Here is a 19,000-nt window from a genome sequence, read left to right on the forward strand (position 1 = left end):
GCTGGCGTCTGAAGGCTTGCAGCTGGCGTCTGAAGGCTTGCAGCTGGCGTCTGAAGGCTTGCAGCTGGCGTCTGAAGGCTTGCAGCTGGCGTCTGAAGGCTTGCAGCTGGCGTCTGAAGGCTTGCAGCTGGCGTCTGAAGGCTTGCAGCTGACGTCTGAAGGCTTGCAGCTGGCGTCTGAAGGCTTGCAGCTGACGTCTGAAGGCTTGCAGCTGACGTCTGAAGGCTTGCAGCTGGCGTCTGAAGGCTTGCAGCTGGCGTCTGAAGGTGTGCAGACTCATCAGTAATCATTGGTGTTTTCGTCGACAGGTCGCATGCACTCTCTTCACGCGCCAGCTGACAGCTGACAGACGTCAGTTACACGGTTTCAAACGACAGGGGAGCCGAAGCATTTTCGAAGGTGAGCGGTGCATCCAAAGGGTGGCCGAATCCTCTTCGGGAAGGGAGGGAGATAGGCAAAAGAGGCTGTCGGAGCTGCCACTGTATCTAGTCAACTCCTCCGGAATATGGTATTGCATCTGTCTGGCGCCGCAACGCCGGCGCAAAAGGAGATTGCATGGTCGATGAACGACGTCTGGTGACGACCTTCCTGGAGCTCTGCTCGGTCGATTCCGAGCCTTGCCGGGAGCGGCTGATGGCCGATCACCTGATCGCTCAGTTGGAGAAGCTCGGTTTCGAGGTGTCCGAGGACGATGCGGGTGGAAAGATCGGCGGCAACGCAGGTAACGTGACCGCCCGCCTGACGGGAAGGGGGGAGCTGCCTCCGGTCCTGTTCTGCTGCCACATGGATCGCGTGGTACCCGGCATGGGGGTAAAACCTCGGCGTGAGGGAGACCTCCTGGTCGGCGACGGTACCACCGTGCTCGGTGCCGACGACGCCTCGGGGATAGCCGCCATCCTCGAAGCCGTGGCGGTGGTGACGGCGCGCGGCGCTGACCATCCCCCCATCGAACTGGTCTTCACCGTCGCGGAAGAACTCTCCCTTCTTGGCTCCGGAGCCTACGACCTAAGCCGCCTCTCCGCTCCCTACTGCTTCGTCCTCGATGCCTCCGGTGCGGTCGGGGAGATCGTTGTCCGGGCTCCCGAGCACGTCAAATTCCGCGCGGTCTTCCACGGCTGCAAGGCCCATGCAGGCTTCGCCCCCGAACAGGGAATTTCCGCCATCCAGATGGCCGCTGCCGCCATCAACCGGATGGAGCTTTTGCGGGTCGATCCCGATACCACCGCCAACATCGGGAGCATCTCCGCCAGCGGCCCGACCAACATCGTCCCTGACCGGTGCGAGCTTCTGGGCGAGGCGAGATCGATCGACCGTGGAAAACTCGAACATCATCTGAAAGGATTGGTCGGCGCCATGGAGCAAGCCGCCGCCGAGTTCGGGGGAAAGGTCGAGGTCACCCTCACCACCTGTTACAAGACCTACACGCATTCCGAAGAGGCCCCCGTAGTCCAAAGGGCCGCCCGGGCGGCGGCCGCCATAGGTGTACCGGTTGTTTTCAAGGCGACCGGAGGGGGCTCCGACGCCAATATCTTCAACGACCGCGGCCTTCCGACCGTTGTCTTGAGTTGTGGTTATCGGAAAGCCCACACCACCGAAGAGTCGCTCCCCGTCGACCAACTTGTCCGGCTCGCGCAGTGGACGCTGGCCATCATCGAGGACCGCTGATTCCAACGGCCTTCGTGGCGGTCTCCTTACACCGGCCCCAATGAGCTGAACACCCCTTGCGTTCACTCCTTCCTCAGCGCTGAGGAAGGAAACCCGCAGGTCTCGTCTCTCCCGCCTCTTGACATGTGAGGAGATGGACGGGCCATGGATTTGGAGGCACCGAAATGCTTCTCTGGAAAATCTTCGTACTCTACACCCGTGTCGCACTGTTCTCCTGGGGGGGCGGCCCCGCTTCGCTGGCGCTGATGCAGCGGGAGACCACCTCGGCCCTCTGGACCCCGCCCGGGAGCCCCCATCCGGTTCCCTGGTGCACGCCGCTGGAGTTCTCCGACGCCGTCGCGGTAGGAAACGCGCTCCCTGGCCCCATCGCGCCCCAGGTCTCCGCCTACATCGGCTACAAGCTTGCCGGCCTTCCCGGCGCCGTTGCCGCCGCCCTCGGTACCGTCCTCCCGACCACCTTGCTCATGCTGGTCATGGTCATCTACTTCTTCAAGATCAAGGACAGCACCGTCGTGAGGGCCATGCTGAAGGCGGTCCGTCCCGTGGTCGTCGGGCTCTTGCTCTGGACCGCCTACGACATGGCCTATAGCGTGTTCGGCACCAAGAGCTGCGGCTGGGGGAGTGCGATACCCCAAGGGTGGGACAAACTCGCCTTCGTACTGGTCAGCTTCGCCGTCCTGACCTTCACCAACATCAATCCCGCCTTTGTCATCTTCGGTGCCGCCTGCGTCGGCGGCATCGTGTACCGGGGCTAAGCAGGAGCCAAGCGATGAGCACGAGCAGCACCTTCGATTTCGATACCGTCATTGACCGGAGCAACACCGGCAGCGAAAAGTGGGACAAGTACCTCGGCCGTGACATTATCCCCCTCTGGGTCGCCGACATGGACTTCCGCTCCCCTCCAGCCGTCATCGATGCCTTGCACAAACGCGTGGAGCACGGCATTTTCGGCTACACCTATCCCGAAGCATCGCTGGTGGGGGCCGTGCGGGGAGCCCTGAAAAGGGACTACGACTGGGAGATCGAAGAGGAGTGGATCGTCTGGCTTCCCGGCCTGGTCTGCGGGCTGAACGTACTGTGCCGGGCGGTAGGGGAGCCGGGGGACGAGGTAGTGACCCTGATCCCGGTCTATCCCCCCTTCATGTCGGCGCCGGTTTTGACCGAGCGTGGCGTGATCAAGGTGCCGCTTGTCCTGGAAGAGGGGAGGTGGGTAACCGATTTCGAGGCGCTGGAGCAGGCCATCACCCCGGCCACCAAGCTCCTTCTCCTTTGCAACCCGCATAACCCGGTCGGCCGGGCCTGGAGCCGCGAGGAACTCCTCCGTTTCGCCGCGGTAGCCGAGCGTCATGGGCTGGTGATCGGCAGTGACGACATCCACTCCGAGCTGATCCTCGATGACGTCCGCCACCTGCCGATCGCCTCGCTATCGCCGGAGATCAGTGACCGGACCATCACCCTGCTCGCACCGAGCAAGACCTACAATGTCCCGGGGCTCGGCTGCTCCTTCGCCGTGATATCCAACCCGCAGCTTCGCCGTCAATTCCGCCAGGCGATGGGGCGCCTGGTGCCGCACGTGAATACCTTGGGGTACACCGCCGCCGAGGCCGCCTATCGGGATGGGGCGGAGTGGCGGGCGGCGTTGCTCGACTACCTGCGGGGAAATCGTGACCTGGTCGAGGCCGAGGTGGCGGCGATGCCTGGTCTCAAGATCACCCATGTGGAGGCCACCTATCTGGCCTGGATCGACGCGAGGGATTTGGGCGTGGAGAACCCGGGGCGGTTCTTCGAAGAAGCCGGTGTCGGCCTTTCCGACGGCGCCGATTTCGGCGCCCCCGGTTTTGTCAGGCTCAACTTCGGCTGTTCGAGGAAGCTCTTGACCGATGCCCTCACCAGGATGAGGAAGGCCCTGGTAAGGTGACAGTTGACCACTCAGGCCCCGGATGGTAAAACTTTCCCTTGAGCATCTAGCTGCCTTGGAGGCCCCCCCTTGACACGAGACTTGATTGAAGACTGGAAAAACCTGCAAACCGCCGTCGAGGTGCACGATCGTGCACCCCTGGTTGGCTCCCTTGTCGTAAAAATCCTGGTAGCAGCCGGATACTCCAACAGCGAGATCCGCCTGGCCGCTTCCACCATCGCCACCTACGTCGAGTAGCCGGCGCCTCGTTGCCTCGTGCCGTGACCACTGCCGTCACGGCAATTCCCTTAAAAGCCTCCTGATTTTGCTTGCCTGACAGGGCTTTTGCCACAGCTCCCTGATCCCCACCTCCGTCGCTTTCACCAGCAGATCCGGCGACACGTCACCTGTCAGCATCACCACGTTTAGATCCGGTACCAGGTCCTTCGCCTGCACGGAGAGGGCCAGCCCGTCCATGCCCGGCATGCAGAGATCGGTTATCATCAGCCGGTAACGGCTCGCCGCCAGAAGTCTCAGGGCGTCGTCCGCGGTGGACGCGGTGTCCGCAATGAAATTCATATGCTCGATGATCGACTTCATGAGGTTGAGGTAGAGCGGATCATCGTCCACAAGGAGGACGTTTCTCCTATCCATTGATGCCTCCCCTTACTGCGGCGGTTCCCCGGCCGTGTCCATTTCTTTCGCGGGAGGTTCGCCCGGGGGAGTACCGGCACCGTCCTGCGGCGGCCGGTCCGGAACCAGCGCCAGCGTCGTCCCGCCCCCGAACGATTTGCACGTTCCGGTAATGGCCTCCCCGTTGGGACCTTTCAGCTCGGCGCTTGCCCCTTCCGTCAATCCGGCACAGGCTTCGAAGGCCTCCTTCGGCGGCTGCCGGTCCCCCTCCCGGGACGCCGGGCCCACGGAACCCCAACTGCTGGTCGCCACCAACGCGAGCAGGATCGCCCACGCCGATATCACCGCCTCTCTCTTTCCCCAATGCGTCGGTACTTTCATCCCTTCACCTCCATACGTTATTAGCCGACAATCTTCCGCCTATCCTCATCGGCAACTTTCACCGTGGAGGAGAGGGGGACGTTGGCGTGATCATAGATACTTCTCCGGTTAAGTTGGATGAAGAGATGTAGGGATAGGTTAAGCGAGCGCATTACGCCGCCTTACTCTTCTTTACAAAACTTGACTCCCTTCTCGAACGTTCATTCCCTATACTTCCCTCAACGAAGCGTGGAGGAGTTTGAAACCTATGTTATCCAGGAACGTAATGATCGGAGCGGTGGTCCTTCTTGCCCTCACCGGGGCGGGGGCCGCCGCGGCCAAGGCCTGGTTCGCCAAGCCGAAAACCACCTATGTCACCGCGGAGGCCATCAAGATGGACCTCGAGGAAAGTGTACTCGCCACCGGCACCTTGAAGGCCTTCAAGACGGTGGCGGTCGGCGCCCAGGTCTCCGGGCAGTTGAAGACCCTCCACGTAGCGTTGGGGGACCACGTGAAGGAGGGGGAGCTCCTCGCGGAGATCGACCCGGTGCTGCAGGAGAACACCCTGAAAGATGCCGAGGCGCAGGTGGAGAACCTCAGGGCCCAGAAGCGTTCGAAGGAGGCGATGCTGAGGCAGTACCGTCTTTCCTTCCAGCGTCAAAGCGAAATGGCCTCCAAGGACGCCGCCTCCCGCGCGGACCTGGAAGGCGCCCAGGCCCAGTTGGAGAGCACCCGCTACGACATCGCCTCCCTCGATGCCCAGATCAAGAAAGCGGTCATCGCGGTGGACACGGCGCGCGCCAATCTCGGCTACACCCGCATTACCGCACCGATGGACGGGGTGGTGATCTCCATCGACACCGAGCAGGGACAGACCGTGGTCTCCACCCAGTCCGCCACCACCATCCTGACCCTCGCCGATCTCGATACCATGACGGTGAAGGCCAAGGTCTCCGAGGCCGACGTCACCCGCATCCGCCCCGGGCTCTCCACCTACTTCACCCTGCTGGGAGACAGCGACCATCGCTACTACGGGACCCTGCGGGCCATCGAGCCGGGCCCGGCCTCGACAAGCTCCGCCACCTCCTCATCCACCAGCTCCTCCACCTCCGGAAGCGGTTCGGCCATCTATTACTACGCCCTTTTCGAGGTCCCCAACCGGGACCACCGTTTGCGGGTCTCCATGACGGCGCAGGTGGCGGTGGTCCTGGACCAGGCCCGCCAGGCGCTCTGCATCCCCGTCTCCGCCCTCGGTGAGAAGAAGAACGGCCGCTGTACCGTGAGAGTCCTGAAAGGGGAGGGGGTCGAGAGGCGCACGGTCCGCACCGGGATCACCGATAACGTCCAGGTGCAGGTGCTGGAGGGGATCGCTCCCGGCGAGAAGGTGGTGATCGGCGACAGCAGCATGGTTCCCGCGGCCTCCTCCTCCCAGGCGATGGGTCCGCCTCCGGGGAGGCACTGATGGCAGCGGACGTGTTACTTGAGTTGAAAGGGGTGGGGCGGCGTTTCGTGACCGGCGGTCAGGAGATCAGCGTTCTCAAGGGGATAGACCTCACCCTGCGTGCCGGAGAGATGGTGGCCATCGTCGGGGCGTCCGGTTCGGGAAAGTCGACCCTGATGAACATCCTTGGTTGCCTGGATCGCCCCAGCGAAGGGAGCTACCGGATTGCCGGCCGGGAGACCTCCGACCTGTCCGGTGAGGAACTCGCCAGGTTAAGGCGCGAATATTTCGGTTTCATCTTCCAGCGCTACCACCTGATGCCGCACCTGAACGCGTTGCAAAACGCAGAGATTCCCGCCGTCTACTCCGGGGTCTCCAAGGAGAAGCGGCGCGCCCGTGCCCGGGAGATCCTGGAGCGGCTGGGGCTCGGGGACCGTTGCCATCATCGCCCAAACCAGCTTTCCGGCGGGCAGCAGCAGCGGGTCAGCATCGCCCGTGCCCTGATGAACGGCGGAGACGTCATCCTGGCCGACGAGCCGACCGGGGCCCTCGACAGCAAGAGCGGCAAGGAGATGATGGCCGTCCTTCACGAGCTGCACCGAGACGGACACACCATCATCCTGGTCACCCACGATCCGCAGGTGGCCCGCCACGCCGAGCGGATCGTGGAGATCAAGGACGGCGAGATCGTCCGTGACGAGCCGAACCCCGACCTGGTTCCGGCCACGTCCTCCCTTGCGCAACCAGAAGGTCCCGCCGCCCCATCCCCACCCCCGTTCACCAATGCAACTCCCCCTTCGGCAGGAGAGAATGCCCCATTCCCTGATCATTCCAGCGGGGAGAATGCCCGAAGGGCGAATTCAATATCCCCTCTCCTTCCGGGAGAGGGTGCCCGAAGGGCGGGTGAGGGAGGTTTTCTTACCGCCGCCTGGAGCCGTTTTGCCGAAGCCTTCAAGATGGCCCTGATCGCCATGGCTTCCCACCGGATGCGCACCCTGCTCACCATGCTCGGCATCGTGATCGGCATCACCTCCGTCGTCTCCGTAGTTGCCCTGGGGCAGGGGGCCAGGCAGAAGGTCATCAACGACATCTCCGCCATGGGGACCAACGTGATCGACATCAACCCCGGCAAGGACTGGGGCGACGAAGATGCCTCCTCCATCGAGACGCTCATCCCCGCCGACCTGGAAGTCCTCAAGGCGCAGGTCTACGTCGACAGCGTCACCCCCTCGGTCAGCGGCTCCCAGCTCCTTCGATACGGCAACGTCACCGCCAACGCCTCCGTGAACGGGGTAGGGGAGCAGTACTTCCGCGTGCGCGGCTACGAGATCGCCCAGGGGACACCGTTCGACGCCGCCGACGAGGGGCGGCTTGCCCAGGTGGCGGTGATCGACAAGAACACCGCCGCCAAGTTCTTCAGGTACGAGGACCCGATCGGCAAGGTCATCCTGGTGGGGACGCTCCCCTGCCGGGTGATCGGGGTGACCAAGGAGAAGGAGGGCCCCTTCGGCAGCAACCAGAACCTGGAGGTCTGGATCCCGTACAGCGCGGCCATGAGCCGGCTATTGGGGCAGCAGTACCTCAACTCCATCACCGTCCGGGTGCGCGACGGCGTCTCCAACCAGATCGCCGAGCAGAGCATCATCAAGCTCCTCAAGCAGCGCCACGGCCGGAAGGACTTCTACACCAACTCGAGCGACAGCATCATGAAGACGGTCAACAAGACGACCCGGACGCTGGCCATGATGATTTCCGCCATCGCGGTCATCTCGCTGGTGGTGGGGGGAATCGGGGTAATGAACATCATGCTCGTGTCGGTGACCGAAAGGACCCACGAGATAGGGATTCGCATGGCGGTGGGAGCCCGCCAGGAGGACATCATGCAGCAGTTTTTGATCGAGTCGGTGCTGGTCTGCCTGATCGGCGGAATGATCGGCATCGCGCTTTCCTGGGGAGTGGGAGGGGTCTTCTCGATGGTCGTTTCGAGCTTCTCGATGAAGTTTTCCCTGACCTCCGTCGTCTCCGCCTTCCTCTGCTCGACCCTGATCGGCGTCCTGTTCGGCTTTCTCCCCGCGAGAAACGCGGCGCGGCTCGACCCGATCGAAGCGCTGGCGAGGGAGTAATCATGAGAGCAAAAAAGACCATGACCGCAGGGCTCCGCGTCATCCTGGTGGCGGCGCTCTCCCTTACCTTCACCGGCTGCGCCGGCCTTTTGCCGCGGGGGGCGTATTCGACTCCCCGGGTCGATCTCCCGGAAAAATGGGAGCAGGGCACCCCGGTCACCAGCGGAACCGCGGTGGCCGGGGGGGAGAAGTGGTGGAAAAGCTTCAACGATCCCGCCTTGAGCGGCCTCATCGAACGTGCCCTTGCCACCAATAACGACCTGGCCGCCGCCGCCATCAAGGTGCGCCGGGCCCAGCTCAACGCGGCCTTAACCGATACCAACGCGACCCCTTCGGTTGCCGTTTCCGCCTCAGGCACGGTGCAGCAGGATCTCACCCGCGGCACCACGACCAAAGGCTCGGCACTGACGGGGACCGTGAGCTACGAGCTCGACCTCTGGGGGAAACTCTCCTCCGCCCGCGACGCCAGCCGTTTCGAGGCGCAGGCCACCGAAGCCGACCGCAAAAGTTCCGCCCTCGCCCTGATCGGAACGGTGGCGGGCGACTACTGGCAGATCGCCTACCTGAACGAGAGGATCTCGAGCGCCCGCGAGAGCATCGCCTATGCCGAAAAGGTTCGGGAGCTTGTAGAGGTGAAATACGGGGCTGGGGCGGTGACGGCCCAAGATCTTTACCAGGCCAAGCAGACCGTGGCGAGCCAGAAGGCGGACCTGGCCGATCTCCAGCGGCAGCGGACCGAGGCGCGCAACGCCTTGGCCATCCTCTTCGACCAGGCTCCCGAACACGCGGTGGCCGAAAGGGACCGCCTCTCCGACGGCCCGCTTCCCGCCGTGCAGGCGGGGCTTCCCGCGAGCCTCCTGGCGCGTCGCCCGGACCTCCAGGCCGCCGAGCAGCGCCTGAGAAAGTACCTGGCCGCGGTCGATAACACCCGGGCAAGCTACTATCCCTCGTTCTCCCTGACCGGGACCCTGGGGACCAGCTCGACGACCCTGCTCGATGTCCTCCGCAACCCCGTCGCCACGCTGGGGGCCGGTCTTACCCTCCCGTTCATCCAGCAAAATACCATGAAGCTCAACGTCGAGATCTCCCGCACCGATTACCAGGAGGCGGTGGTCAACTTCCGCCAGACCTTGTACAGCGCACTTGCGGACGTGGAGAACGCCCTGGCCGGGCGGGACCGTTACGCCGAGGAGGCGGCACAGCTGGAAGAGTCGCTGCTTCTGGCGAGAAAGGCGGAAAGCCTCGCCGAGATCCGCTACCGGTCGGGTGCCACCCCGCTGCAGTCCTGGCTCGACACCCAGGAGAGCCGCCGAAGTGCCGAGAAGTCCCTGGCCCTGAACCGTCTCAACCGCCTGAGGAACCTGATGACCCTCTCCCAGGCCACCGGCGGAGGAGTTTAGTGCCACCTTGTTCACCCTGGTCCACCTTGTCCACACGGTCCACAAAGTCCACAAAGAAGCCTCCCCCCGCTACTGCGGGAGGAGGCCCGTGATACTAGAACAGTTTCAGCACCGCCTGGGCGGACTGCGAGGACATCGAGAGCGAGGTGGTCCCCAGCGACTGCCGGGTCTGCAGCATGAGGAGGTTGGCACCTTCCTCGTTGGTGTCGGCCAGGGTGAGGTTGTCGGCCCCGGTCTGCAGGGTGTTCACCATGCTGTCGGTGAACGTCTGGCGGGTGGTCACGATGTTGAGGTTGGCGGCCAGGGTCTGGGTGCTGGTCCTCAGCGAGGTGAGGGCGGAATCCATCTTGGCGGTGTCGGTGGTGATGTCGGAGTTGGACTGCCAGTTCCCGCTGGCGGCACTCAGGCTGAGACCCGAGGCGTTGCCGACGAACCCGACGATGTCCAGCGTGGAGGTTCCTTTTTCGTTGAAGACGACGGTCAGGGTGTTGGTGGAGCTGAGCAGGTTGAGCCCCTGGTACCCGGAGTCGGACGACATCTGGTCGATCTGGGAGCGTATCGAGTCGTACTGGGCAGCCAGCTTGGACTGGACGGTGGTGTCGCTGGTCGAGAGGGCCGACTGGGCGATACCCTTGGCAGCCTGGATCAGGCTGGTTATGGCGGAGATGCCGTTGTTGGCGGCGTTCACGGTCTGTACGGCCTCGGACATGCCGTCCTTTCTGTCCGTGAGGTCGCTGGCACGCTGGTTGGCGTTTTGCGCCGCGAAGTAGTTGGTCGGGTTGTCCAGCGCGCTGTTCACCTTCTTGCCCGAGGAGAGCCGTTCTTGGGTCCTGTTCAAGAGCGTGGTGGTGTTCTGCAGGTTCAACAGGTTGGTCCTCATTCCCGAGGTGAGAGAGATGTCGCTGATAGTCATGGTGCTTCCTCCTTTTCTGTGGTTGTTCCCGGCTTTCTTGCCGGGAGGTGGCGGTCGTTTTCCGGTCAATCCGGCCTCCTTTCGTTAAGTGCGTGTCTGTACTAGTGATCGGGACCATCCCGTCGGCAATGCAGTAAGTAATTGTTTGATAAGGTAAAAATCTGTGGCGGGAGTGTTGTGTTTTGTTGTTGTCTGTGTAGTTTTGTGAGGCGGGACGGTAAAGTGCAGAGGTTGGTAAGATTCGGTGAAGGGGTTTTACCTTCTTTTACAATTCTTAACGGTAACGGCGGTGGAGTTCCCTTATACTGCCGGACGAATAATCGCGGGATATACTGACCATGCAAAAGAAATTGCTGCTCATAGATGACGATGCCGGACTGTGCGAGCTTCTCGCGAGCTACCTGCTTCCCGAAGACATGGAGGTGGAGGCGGTCCACGACGGCGCCGAGGGGGCCGCAGTCGCCCTGGCGGGGAGCTTCGACATCGTGGTGCTCGATGTCATGCTCCCGACCATGAGCGGGTTCGAGGTGCTGCGCCGGATCCGGCAGAGCTCGCGGGTCCCGGTGCTCATGCTGACCGCCTGCGGTGACGAGGTCGACCGCATCGTGGGGCTGGAGATGGGGGCCGACGACTACCTTGCCAAGCCGTTCAACCCGCGCGAGTTGCTCGCCCGGCTGCGGGCCATCCAGCGCCGTTCCGTGGACCTGCCAAACGTCCCCGATCCGAAACCATCCTTCCTGGAGGTCGACGACGTGGCGATGAACCTGGGGACCAGGACGGTGATGCGGGGTGGGGTTCCCCTGGAGGTCACCTCGCTGGAGTTTTCCGTCCTCGAGGTGCTGTTGCGGTTGGCTGGTACGGTGGTGACCCGGGAGGAGTTGACCCGGCAGGCCTTGGGGCGGGACTTCAGGAGTTACGATCGCAGCATCGACGTTCACATCAGCAGCCTGCGCCGCAAGATGGGGCCGGCTGCCAACGGGGGCGAACGGATCAAGTCGGTACGGGGCGTGGGATACCTGTACAGCCACTCCGCCCCCCGAGTATAGCCGCTGACGGAGGTATCCGGTGCGAACTCTGTTCGTAAAACTGTTTCTTTGGTTCCTGCTGGCCATCATCGTTTCCGGTGTGGTCTTTTTCTTCTTCGCCTTCAACCTCAGGATGGCCCCGATGCGCGAGGAGCACATGCGCCACATCCACGAGGAGCGAACCCGAACGGTGACCCAGGCGCTGCTTTTGGCCGGACGGGCGGCCGCCGCCCTCCAGGAGAAGGGGGGAAGAGCCGCCCTGGCCGGCCTGCAGCCGCAAGGTGAAGGCGGCCTGAAGCTGTATCTCTTTACCGACCAGGCCGTGCCGATATCGGATGGCGTTCCCACCCAGGTATGGGATGGCGTTCGCCTTTTCTCCGAAACCGGCCATACCGCTCCCGGCGCTCCCGGAGGGCGGGACATCGTCGTTGTCAGGGTCGCCGCTCCCTCGGGGACCCGGTACCTGGCCGCCACCCGTGCCATCCCCCTGCCGGGTCCTCCCGATGGGCTCCGCTTTCCGTTTCCGCCCGATTTCTGGCTGCAGATGGCGATCACCCTGGTGGTCAGTGCCCTGGTCTGCTTCGGGCTCTCCTGGCACATCACCGCGCCGGTCAGAAGACTCAGGCTCGCCGTGCAGGGATTCGCCCTCGGAGATCTTGCTACCAGGGTGGCCGTCACCGGTGCCAAGAGTGGCGACGAGCTGACCGATCTCGGCCGCGATTTCAACCTGATGGCGATCCGGATCGAGAAGCTCGTCAACGCCCATAAACAGCTGGTGAGGGACGTCTCGCACGAACTCCGTTCGCCGTTGGCGCGTCTCAACGTCGCCCTGGGGATCGCCCGCAATCAGAGCTGCCCCGGCCAGGAGGCCGCGCTCGACCGTATCGAGCAGGAGAGCGAGCGGCTCAACGTCCTGGTAGGCGAACTGCTGACCCTGAGCCAACTGGACGGCGGTGTCACCGGGGAGAAAACCCGCTTCGACCTCACCCTTTTGGCCGAAGAGGTCGCCAGTGACGCGCATTTCGAGGCTTCCGGCTGCCATCGCCGGGTTGAGATCGTCTCCGCGTCCCCCTCCTTGCCGGTGGAAGGGAACCGGGAACTGTTGCGCAGAGCCCTGGAAAACGTATTCCGCAACGCCGTGCGCTATACCCCCGAGGGGAGCTCGGTTCAACTGAGGCTCGCGGTAAGCGATGGATGGGCGGTGGTGACCGTACGCGATTTCGGTCCCGGAGTTCCCGATGACCAGCTCTCAGACATCTTCCGGCCTTTTCACCGCGTTGCCGACGCGCGCGACCGCAAGAGCGGCGGCACCGGCATCGGGCTCGCCATCTCCGAAAGAGCCGTCACCCTCCATGGCGGCACCATCGTCGCCACCAACGCCCCCGGCGGCGGCCTCCAGGTAGAGATCAAACTCCCCCTCACCGAGAAACGTTAAACGACCCGTATCTTTCCAATAGAAACGAAGGGGGCTGGCCGTCGGAAAGCCAGTCCCCCTCGCATTTTCAACCCTACGCTTCGGTCGCTCCACGCAGGCGGGCTTCCTCCATGAGGGCTAGCCCGGGCCTCTGTCTGCCATCGGTTCCCTTACAGATACGCCGTCGACGAAATCAGCGTATTGTCGCTGCTGCTAAACGAATACCCCGACTGCTGATAGCTCGACAGCGCCGAGAGCATGGTATAGCCGGCGCTGGTACTGCTGGAGGAGCTCGTGCTGTCCGAGGCACTGGTTGCACTGTCCGTGCTGCCGGTAGAAGACGTCGATGATGCCATCATCTCCGGCGGCGGACCGTGATGGTGATGATGGTGTTCCACCTGTCCGCTACCGGTGGAGTCCGAGGACTGCTGCGAGCCGAGATCCGACTCGAGGGTGGAGAAGGCCTTCTGGGCATCCTCGAGCGAACCGGACGAGAGTTCCGACGCGAGAGCCTGGAAGTCCTGGCCGATGGTATCGGTTGCCGAGGCGGAGGTCGTGCTGTCCGAGGCCGACGAGCCGGAGTTTGACGATGCCGACTCCGGCGGTGGCCCCGGAGGCATCCCTTGCGGGCCGTTGGCCATCTTCTCCTGCATCTGGGAGAACATCTTCTGCGCATCGGAGAGATTCCCGGATTTCAGGGCCGAGCCTAGCGACTGGAGGTCCTTGCTGAAGGGATCGTTATGCTGAATGCCATCCTGTGTTCCGCTGTCCTCCTGGATCTGGGCGAACGCCTTCTGGGCGTCTTCCAGGTTGCCGGATTTAAGCGCTGAGGCGAGGGCCTGGAAGTCTGTCTGCATGGTGCCGGTCGTCGTGGTATCGGTGGAGCTTGCACCGTCGGCACTGCTCGAACTTGCCTGATTGCTTGCATCCCGATCCTGCATCAAACTCTGCATCTCGATCTGTTGTCTGACGAACTCCCCGTGCCCCTTGAGATGCTTCTCGATCTCGGCGAGGGTGGATTGTGCGGAAGTGAGATCGCCCGAGGAGATCGCATCTCCCAGGCTCTGAATGTCGCGGTTCATCGGGTTGTTGGAGTCGGACGACTGCGAGGAGGTATCCGATTTGAGGGTGGCACAGGCAGTCTGCGCATCGGTCACGCTGCCGGATTGCAGGGCGCTGCTGAGGGAACTGAAGTCGTCCTTGAGCTGGTAATAAGGGTTGTACCCCGTTTGTGAGACAGACGATATCGACATGATGATCTCCTTTTTCCTCCCTTAGTTTTGCTTAGTGCCTCTCTTCCTGGTGAATTACGGGCTTATCCGTCCTTCGCTGACATTTCCCCACCCCCTTTGCCTTTGGCGACAGCCGGGCCCTGATTTGCCGTCTCTGTGGGTAAGAGCAATTTGCATGCTGCCGACTGCGCCGAGTGAGTAAAGTCGTGTAAGGAAATGTAAAAGATAGATGGCGGGAAGTTTTCTGTAAAAACCGATGGTTATGGAGATGGGGCGAGCAGGGAGGGGGGCGGTCGAGGCGTGAGCTCCGCTAGCGGGCGCAAAAAACGCCAATATTTTGAAGTCAGGGACTGTCTGAGAAAGGTGAAATTGACGCGGTTGAGAGAAGAGTGGCGGCCGGAGAGAGATCTAGGAATTCAGGGGAAAGCAGGTCTCCCCCCTTTGAAAGGTTCTTCGAAGAATCCCGGGGGAAGACGATAGGCGCAAGGTCTCCCCCTTGATAAAGGGGGGACCGGGGGGATTTGCTTTGGCCGGACTGAAGGCCAATCCCCCTAAATCCCCCTTTATCAAGGGGGCCTTTTACCCCGCCCCCCGGCATTATTTTACCTGGCGGCCGACGCCAGCGCGTAGATGTACCCTACGCCGCGCACCGCCTTGATCCTTTCGCTTCCGTCGGCGAAGGGGCCGAGCTTTCTCCTGATGTTGCTGATATGGACGTCGATGGTCCTGTCCTGGTAGTTGAGGGTGCGGCCGAGCGCCTGGAGAGAGAGGTCGTCGCGGCTGATGACCTTTCCCGCCTGGCGGAGAAGGGTTTCCAGCACGCCGAACTCCACGGAGGTGAGCTCCACGACATGTTCCCCGCAGCGGGTGGTGCGGGCTCCCATGTCGAGGGTGAGGTCGCCGACGGCCAGCGTCTCGGAGTTGGGAGCGCCGCTTTGGGGGGGGGAGGGGACCCGCCGCTGGATGGCGCGCAGGCGGGCGATCAGTTCGCGGGGGTTGAAAGGCTTGGGGAGGTAATCGTCGGCGCCAAGTTCCAAACCGACGATACGGTCGACGTCGTCGCCGCGGGCGGTCAGCATGATGACCGGGACCGAGGAACCGCTGCGGATCGAGCGGAGGACCTCCAGCCCGTTCATGCCGGGAAGCATCACGTCGAGGATGACCATGTCGTACCGCTGGGAAAGGGCCTGCTGGACACCTTCGCGTCCGTCATGGACCGACTCGACCATCAGCCCTTCGGCGCCCAGGTATTCCTCCAGCAGGGCGCAGAGCTCAACATCGTCGTCGATTATCAGTATGGTACTGGAGTTCACCGCCTCTCCTTTCGCCCGCCACTATACCTCAAAGTACCCACCCTCTGGGTAAAGATTTGTAAATATAGCTCCCAACCCCGGTTTTCTCTACCATGCCCCGGCACCAAATTTCCTGACCCAGCCCATTCATCCCTGATGCTGTCTATGGGGTGATTCAATCGCTTCTTCCCCTGGTTCTACTGGCAAAAATCTTCCTTTTGAGGTAACAAAGGGGAGACAATAGCCGCCGCATCGAGCATACTGACGCGGCTTGGCTAAATGGTAAGGAGCAGCAATGCCGGAAATGTTCAACGTGCTTCCCCCCGCGGATGCCCTTAAGGTCCTTCTGGACCGTCTCGCCATCTCTATCAGATCCGAGGATGTCCCCACTGCCGATGCGCTCGGCCGCGTCCTGGCCGGGGAGCTGACCGCGCCGCACTCGCTTCCCGCCTTCCCCCGGAGCACCATGGACGGCTATGCCGTCCTGGCCGAATCCACCTACGGCGCCACCGAAACGCTTCCCGCCTGCCTCGCCATCACCGGGGAGGCCCCCATGGGGCGGCCATGCACGCTTTCGCTCTCGGTCGCCGAGGCGGTGCTCGTCCACACCGGCGGGATGATCCCGCAGGGGGCCGATGCCGTCGTCATGGTGGAGAGGACCCAGAAGGTGGACGCCACCACCCTCGAGGTCCTCCGTCCGGTTGCCCCGGGCGAGAATGTCGTGGGGGTGGGGGAGGACGTCATGGAGGGGTGCCCGCTCTTCCCGGCGGGGCATCTCCTCAGGCCGCAGGACATCGGCGGGCTGATGGCGTTGGGATTGACCACGGTGAAGGTGGCCGCCAGGCCGCGGGTGGCCATCGTCTCGACCGGTGACGAGGTCGTCCATCCGGATACCGCCCCCGGCCCCGGCCAGATTCGCGACATCAACAGTTACACGGTCGCGTCCCTGGTGACCCGTGCGGGCGGTATCCCCATCCTGTGCGGGATCGTCGGGGATGATTACGATAAGCTTCTCGAGGCCCTGGCCGCCGCCCTCGATCAAGCCGACATGGTGGTGGTTTCCGCCGGGTCCTCGGTTTCTGCCCGGGACCTCACCGCCAAGGTGGTCGGCCGGCTCGGTGACCCCGGCGTCGTGGTGCATGGCGTCGCGGTCAAGCCCGGGAAGCCGACCATACTCGCCGCCTGTGGCGGGAAACCGGTGGTGGGGCTTCCCGGCAACCCGGTGAGTGCCATGGTGGTGGCGAGCCTGTTTGTCACGCCGGTAGTGGAGCGTTTGCAGGGAATGGGGCAATCCGTCCGCCGGACGGTGATCGCGAAGCTTACCCGAAACGTCCCGTCGGCGCCCGGCCGCGAGGACTATGTGCAGGCGAGGCTGGTGGAGCGGGACGGCGAGCGGTGGGCGGAGCCGGTCTTCGGGAAGTCGAACCTGATCTATACCCTGGTCCGCGCAGACGGAACCGTGAAGGTGCCGCTCAACGCGAGCGGGCTTTACCAGGGGGACCAGGTCGAGGTGGAATTATACTGACGGCACTGATGCCGGTTGGAGCATGCGATGAGCAAGAGGAAAAATTTCTACCTGGAGAACATACCGCTCGATGAGGCGTGGGCACGCTTCATCGGCGCCATGGAAGCGGCCGGTTGCTGGAGCGCACTCGATGGTGAGGAGGTACCGATCGATCAGGCTCTCGGCCGGGTGACGGCGAAGCCGGTCTGGGCCGCTCTTTCCTCTCCCGGGTACCATGCGAGCGCCATGGACGGGTACGCGGTCAGATCGTCCGATACCATCGGCGCCACCGAGACGGCGCCGCTGCGGCTTACGGTCGGCGAGGAGGCCCAGTACGTGGATACCGGGGATCCCATCCCCGCCTGGGCCGACGCCGTCATCATGATAGAGAACGTCCAGCTCATGGAGGACGCGGGCGGCGCCTCCATAGAGATCCGGGCCGGCGTCGCCCCCTGGACCGCCGTCCGGCCCATGGGTGAGGACATGGTGGCGACCGAGCTGGTGCTTCCCGCCAACCACCTCTTGAAGCCGGTCGATCTCGGCGCGCTGGCCGGATGCGGGCACCCGACGGTGAGCGTCCGCAGACGTCCCCGGGTGGCGGTGATCCCGACCGGGACCGAGCTGGTGACGGTCGAGCAGGCGGCCCGGGCCGGCATCGAGCCCGGCGACATCATCGAGTACAATTCGCTCGTGCTTTCCGCCAAGGTCCGCGAGTGGGGAGGGGAGGCCACCCGCTGTCCCTTCACCGTCGACGATTTCGACCTCATCAAGGAAAGGGTGGCCGAGGCGGCGGCGGGGCACGACCTCGTGGTGATCAACGCCGGCTCGTCGGCGGGGAGCGAGGACTTCACCTCGAGCGTCGTGGAAAAACTGGGGACCCTGCTGGTGCACGGCGTCGCCGTCCGTCCCGGCCATCCGGTCATCCTCGGGATGCTCGAAGGGGGGACCCCGGTGGTCGGAACCCCCGGCTACCCGGTTTCCTGCGCGCTTACCGCGGACACCTTCGTCGAACCGGTCATCGCCCGCCTGCTCGGGCGCACCCCGGCCCGCAAGCCGAAGGTGGAGGCGGTCATCACCCGGAAGCTCCTCTCTCCCATCGGCGAGGACGAGGCGGTCCGCGTGACGGTCGGGCGGGTCGGTGAGCGGATGGTCGCCGCCCCCCTTTCCCGCGGCGCGGCCGTCATCACCTCGCTCGTCCGTGCCGACGGCATCGTCCGCATTCCCCGCTTTTCCGAAGGGGTCGATGCCGGCGATACGGTCGAAGTCGAATTGAGCCGCGATCCCTCCGACCTGGAACGAACCCTCGTCCATATCGGAAGCCACGACCTCTGCCTCGATCTCTTGGCCCAGTTCCTGGCCGAGCGGGGACGCCGCTTCACCAGCGCCAACGCCGGGAGCCTCGGGGGACTACTGGCCCTTCGCCGCGGCGACGCCCACCTGGCCGGCTCCCATCTGCTCGATCCTGCCACCGGAGAGTACAACGTCGCCTACGTGAAGCAGCACCTGGGAGCCCTCCCGGTGGTGCTGGTGACCTTCATGCACCGCGAACAGGGACTCATGGTGGCCCCCGGCAACCCCAAGGGGATCTCCTGTCTATCCGATCTCACCCGTGACGATATCCGCATGGTCAACAGGCAGCGGGGGGCGGGGACCCGCGTCCTCCTCGACTACCGCCTGGAGAAGCTCGGCATCGGGGCCGACCGCATCAAGGGCTACCGGCGGGAGGAATTCACCCACATGGCGGTGGCCGTTGCCGTCCAGTCCGGCATCGCCGACTGCGGATTGGGGATCGCGGCGGCCGCGCGCGCCTTGGGGCTCGATTTCGTCCCCCTGGAGAAGGAGCGCTACGACCTGGTCATCCCGCTCAAATACTACGAGAGCGATCTCCTCCGGCCCCTGCTTGACCTCCTGCACGATCAGAGCTTGCGGGAGGCCATCGACGCCCTCGATGGTTACGACACCACTCACATGGGAGAGATCGTGGCGGAACTGTAGAAAGCTCCCCTGCGTCTTGTCTCCCCCGCGCATCGGTGCTACTATTCCCCCTTCCCCGGAGGGAGGGGGGAAAGCCCCCCATCCTCTCCCTGTCCATCTCCTTGAA

At 63.5% G+C, this 19,000-nt stretch carries 17 protein-coding genes; 12 read left to right on the plus strand and 5 right to left on the minus strand.

The features are described from left to right. The 5 genes from ACYVL5_RS04175 to ACYVL5_RS04195 form a co-directional block, all read left to right on the plus strand. On the plus strand, window positions 1-286 hold a 286-nt coding region (locus ACYVL5_RS04175), incomplete at its 5' end, for a hypothetical protein (protein WP_460594300.1). Between the two features lie 269 nt (window positions 287-555). Continuing rightward, the gene (locus tag ACYVL5_RS04180) at window positions 556-1,665 is read left to right on the plus strand and encodes a zinc-binding metallopeptidase family protein (RefSeq protein ID WP_460594301.1); all 1,110 of its coding nucleotides are present in this window, start codon (window positions 556-558) and stop codon (window positions 1,663-1,665) included. 164 nt (window positions 1,666-1,829) lie between these two features. Beyond that, entirely contained in the window at window positions 1,830-2,420 is a 591-nt protein-coding gene (locus ACYVL5_RS04185; RefSeq protein ID WP_460594302.1) for a chromate transporter, read from the plus strand. Between the two features lie 14 nt (window positions 2,421-2,434). After that, window positions 2,435-3,583 (plus strand): MalY/PatB family protein, encoded by a 1,149-nt coding sequence (locus ACYVL5_RS04190; protein WP_460594303.1) that lies wholly within the window; start codon window positions 2,435-2,437, stop codon window positions 3,581-3,583. 69 nt (window positions 3,584-3,652) lie between these two features. Next, window positions 3,653-3,820 (plus strand): hypothetical protein, encoded by a 168-nt coding sequence (locus ACYVL5_RS04195; protein ID WP_460594304.1) that lies wholly within the window; start codon window positions 3,653-3,655, stop codon window positions 3,818-3,820. 36 nt (window positions 3,821-3,856) lie between these two features. Here the strand turns inward: ACYVL5_RS04195 and ACYVL5_RS04200 are convergent, their stop codons facing one another. After that, window positions 3,857-4,216 (minus strand): DNA-binding transcriptional response regulator, encoded by a 360-nt coding sequence (locus ACYVL5_RS04200; RefSeq protein ID WP_460594305.1) that lies wholly within the window; start codon window positions 4,214-4,216, stop codon window positions 3,857-3,859. Window positions 4,217-4,228: 12 nt separating this feature from the next. Beyond that, window positions 4,229-4,576 (minus strand): hypothetical protein, encoded by a 348-nt coding sequence (locus tag ACYVL5_RS04205; RefSeq protein WP_460594306.1) that lies wholly within the window; start codon window positions 4,574-4,576, stop codon window positions 4,229-4,231. A gap of 247 nt (window positions 4,577-4,823) precedes the next feature. On the opposite strand from ACYVL5_RS04205, the gene macA reads away from it, so the two are divergent. From macA to ACYVL5_RS04220, 3 genes are read left to right on the plus strand one after another with little or no spacing between them, the layout of a single operon-like run. Further along, complete coding sequence (gene macA / locus ACYVL5_RS04210) at window positions 4,824-6,017, plus strand: efflux RND transporter periplasmic adaptor subunit (RefSeq protein ID WP_460594307.1); 1,194 nt, start codon at window positions 4,824-4,826, stop codon at window positions 6,015-6,017. Then, a complete protein-coding gene (locus ACYVL5_RS04215; protein ID WP_460594308.1) occupies window positions 6,017-8,119 on the plus strand; it encodes an ABC transporter permease in 2,103 nt (700 codons plus the stop codon). Before macA ends, ACYVL5_RS04215 begins: the two co-directional genes overlap by 1 nt. 2 nt (window positions 8,120-8,121) lie before the next feature. Then, complete coding sequence (locus ACYVL5_RS04220) at window positions 8,122-9,519, plus strand: outer membrane factor lipoprotein domain-containing protein (protein ID WP_460594309.1); 1,398 nt, start codon at window positions 8,122-8,124, stop codon at window positions 9,517-9,519. Window positions 9,520-9,613: 94 nt separating this feature from the next. On the opposite strand, the gene ACYVL5_RS04225 is transcribed toward ACYVL5_RS04220, so the two are convergent. Continuing rightward, window positions 9,614-10,432 carry a flagellin N-terminal helical domain-containing protein gene (locus ACYVL5_RS04225; RefSeq protein ID WP_460594310.1) on the minus strand — a complete coding sequence of 273 codons (819 nt, stop codon included), beginning with the start codon at window positions 10,430-10,432 and terminating at the stop codon, window positions 9,614-9,616. 338 nt (window positions 10,433-10,770) lie between these two features. On the opposite strand from ACYVL5_RS04225, the gene ACYVL5_RS04230 reads away from it, so the two are divergent. Together ACYVL5_RS04230 and ACYVL5_RS04235 are read left to right on the plus strand one after the other, a co-directional pair. Continuing rightward, window positions 10,771-11,478 carry a response regulator transcription factor family protein gene (locus ACYVL5_RS04230; protein WP_460594311.1) on the plus strand — a complete coding sequence of 236 codons (708 nt, stop codon included), beginning with the start codon at window positions 10,771-10,773 and terminating at the stop codon, window positions 11,476-11,478. 19 nt (window positions 11,479-11,497) lie between these two features. Beyond that, window positions 11,498-12,892 carry a sensor histidine kinase gene (locus tag ACYVL5_RS04235; protein ID WP_460594312.1) on the plus strand — a complete coding sequence of 465 codons (1,395 nt, stop codon included), beginning with the start codon at window positions 11,498-11,500 and terminating at the stop codon, window positions 12,890-12,892. Window positions 12,893-13,041: 149 nt separating this feature from the next. Here ACYVL5_RS04235 and ACYVL5_RS04240 read toward each other — a convergent pair whose 3' ends face one another. Both ACYVL5_RS04240 and ACYVL5_RS04245 read right to left on the minus strand, forming a co-directional pair. Further along, entirely contained in the window at window positions 13,042-14,124 is a 1,083-nt protein-coding gene (locus ACYVL5_RS04240) for a hypothetical protein (RefSeq protein ID WP_460594313.1), read from the minus strand. A 581-nt stretch (window positions 14,125-14,705) separates the two neighbouring features. After that, on the minus strand, window positions 14,706-15,416 hold the full coding sequence (locus tag ACYVL5_RS04245; protein ID WP_460594314.1) for a response regulator transcription factor: 711 nt from the start codon (window positions 15,414-15,416) through the stop codon (window positions 14,706-14,708). 274 nt (window positions 15,417-15,690) lie between these two features. Between ACYVL5_RS04245 and ACYVL5_RS04250 the strand changes: the two genes are divergently transcribed. After that, window positions 15,691-16,920 (plus strand): molybdopterin molybdotransferase MoeA, encoded by a 1,230-nt coding sequence (locus tag ACYVL5_RS04250; RefSeq protein WP_460594315.1) that lies wholly within the window; start codon window positions 15,691-15,693, stop codon window positions 16,918-16,920. A gap of 27 nt (window positions 16,921-16,947) precedes the next feature. Beyond that, complete coding sequence (locus tag ACYVL5_RS04255; protein ID WP_460594316.1) at window positions 16,948-18,894, plus strand: molybdopterin biosynthesis protein; 1,947 nt, start codon at window positions 16,948-16,950, stop codon at window positions 18,892-18,894. Window positions 18,895-19,000 lie beyond the last annotated feature (106 nt).

Source organism: Geomonas sp. Red276 (genome assembly GCF_054784495.1).

Bases quoted from the DNA above. Each gene is read 5' to 3' on its own strand.
- ACYVL5_RS04180 (WP_460594301.1), top strand. From the start codon at position 556: ATGGTCGATGAACGACGTCTGGTGACGACCTTCCTGGAGCTCTGCTCG.
- ACYVL5_RS04185 (WP_460594302.1), top strand. From the start codon at position 1,830: ATGCTTCTCTGGAAAATCTTCGTACTCTACACCCGTGTCGCACTGTTC.
- ACYVL5_RS04190 (WP_460594303.1), top strand. From the start codon at position 2,435: ATGAGCACGAGCAGCACCTTCGATTTCGATACCGTCATTGACCGGAGC.
- ACYVL5_RS04200 (WP_460594305.1), bottom strand. From the start codon at position 4,216: ATGGATAGGAGAAACGTCCTCCTTGTGGACGATGATCCGCTCTACCTC.
- ACYVL5_RS04205 (WP_460594306.1), bottom strand. From the start codon at position 4,576: ATGAAAGTACCGACGCATTGGGGAAAGAGAGAGGCGGTGATATCGGCG.
- macA (WP_460594307.1), top strand. From the start codon at position 4,824: ATGTTATCCAGGAACGTAATGATCGGAGCGGTGGTCCTTCTTGCCCTC.
- ACYVL5_RS04215 (WP_460594308.1), top strand. From the start codon at position 6,017: ATGGCAGCGGACGTGTTACTTGAGTTGAAAGGGGTGGGGCGGCGTTTC.
- ACYVL5_RS04220 (WP_460594309.1), top strand. From the start codon at position 8,122: ATGAGAGCAAAAAAGACCATGACCGCAGGGCTCCGCGTCATCCTGGTG.
- ACYVL5_RS04225 (WP_460594310.1), bottom strand. From the start codon at position 10,432: ATGACTATCAGCGACATCTCTCTCACCTCGGGAATGAGGACCAACCTG.
- ACYVL5_RS04230 (WP_460594311.1), top strand. From the start codon at position 10,771: ATGCAAAAGAAATTGCTGCTCATAGATGACGATGCCGGACTGTGCGAG.
- ACYVL5_RS04240 (WP_460594313.1), bottom strand. From the start codon at position 14,124: ATGTCGATATCGTCTGTCTCACAAACGGGGTACAACCCTTATTACCAG.
- ACYVL5_RS04250 (WP_460594315.1), top strand. From the start codon at position 15,691: ATGCCGGAAATGTTCAACGTGCTTCCCCCCGCGGATGCCCTTAAGGTC.
- ACYVL5_RS04255 (WP_460594316.1), top strand. From the start codon at position 16,948: ATGAGCAAGAGGAAAAATTTCTACCTGGAGAACATACCGCTCGATGAG.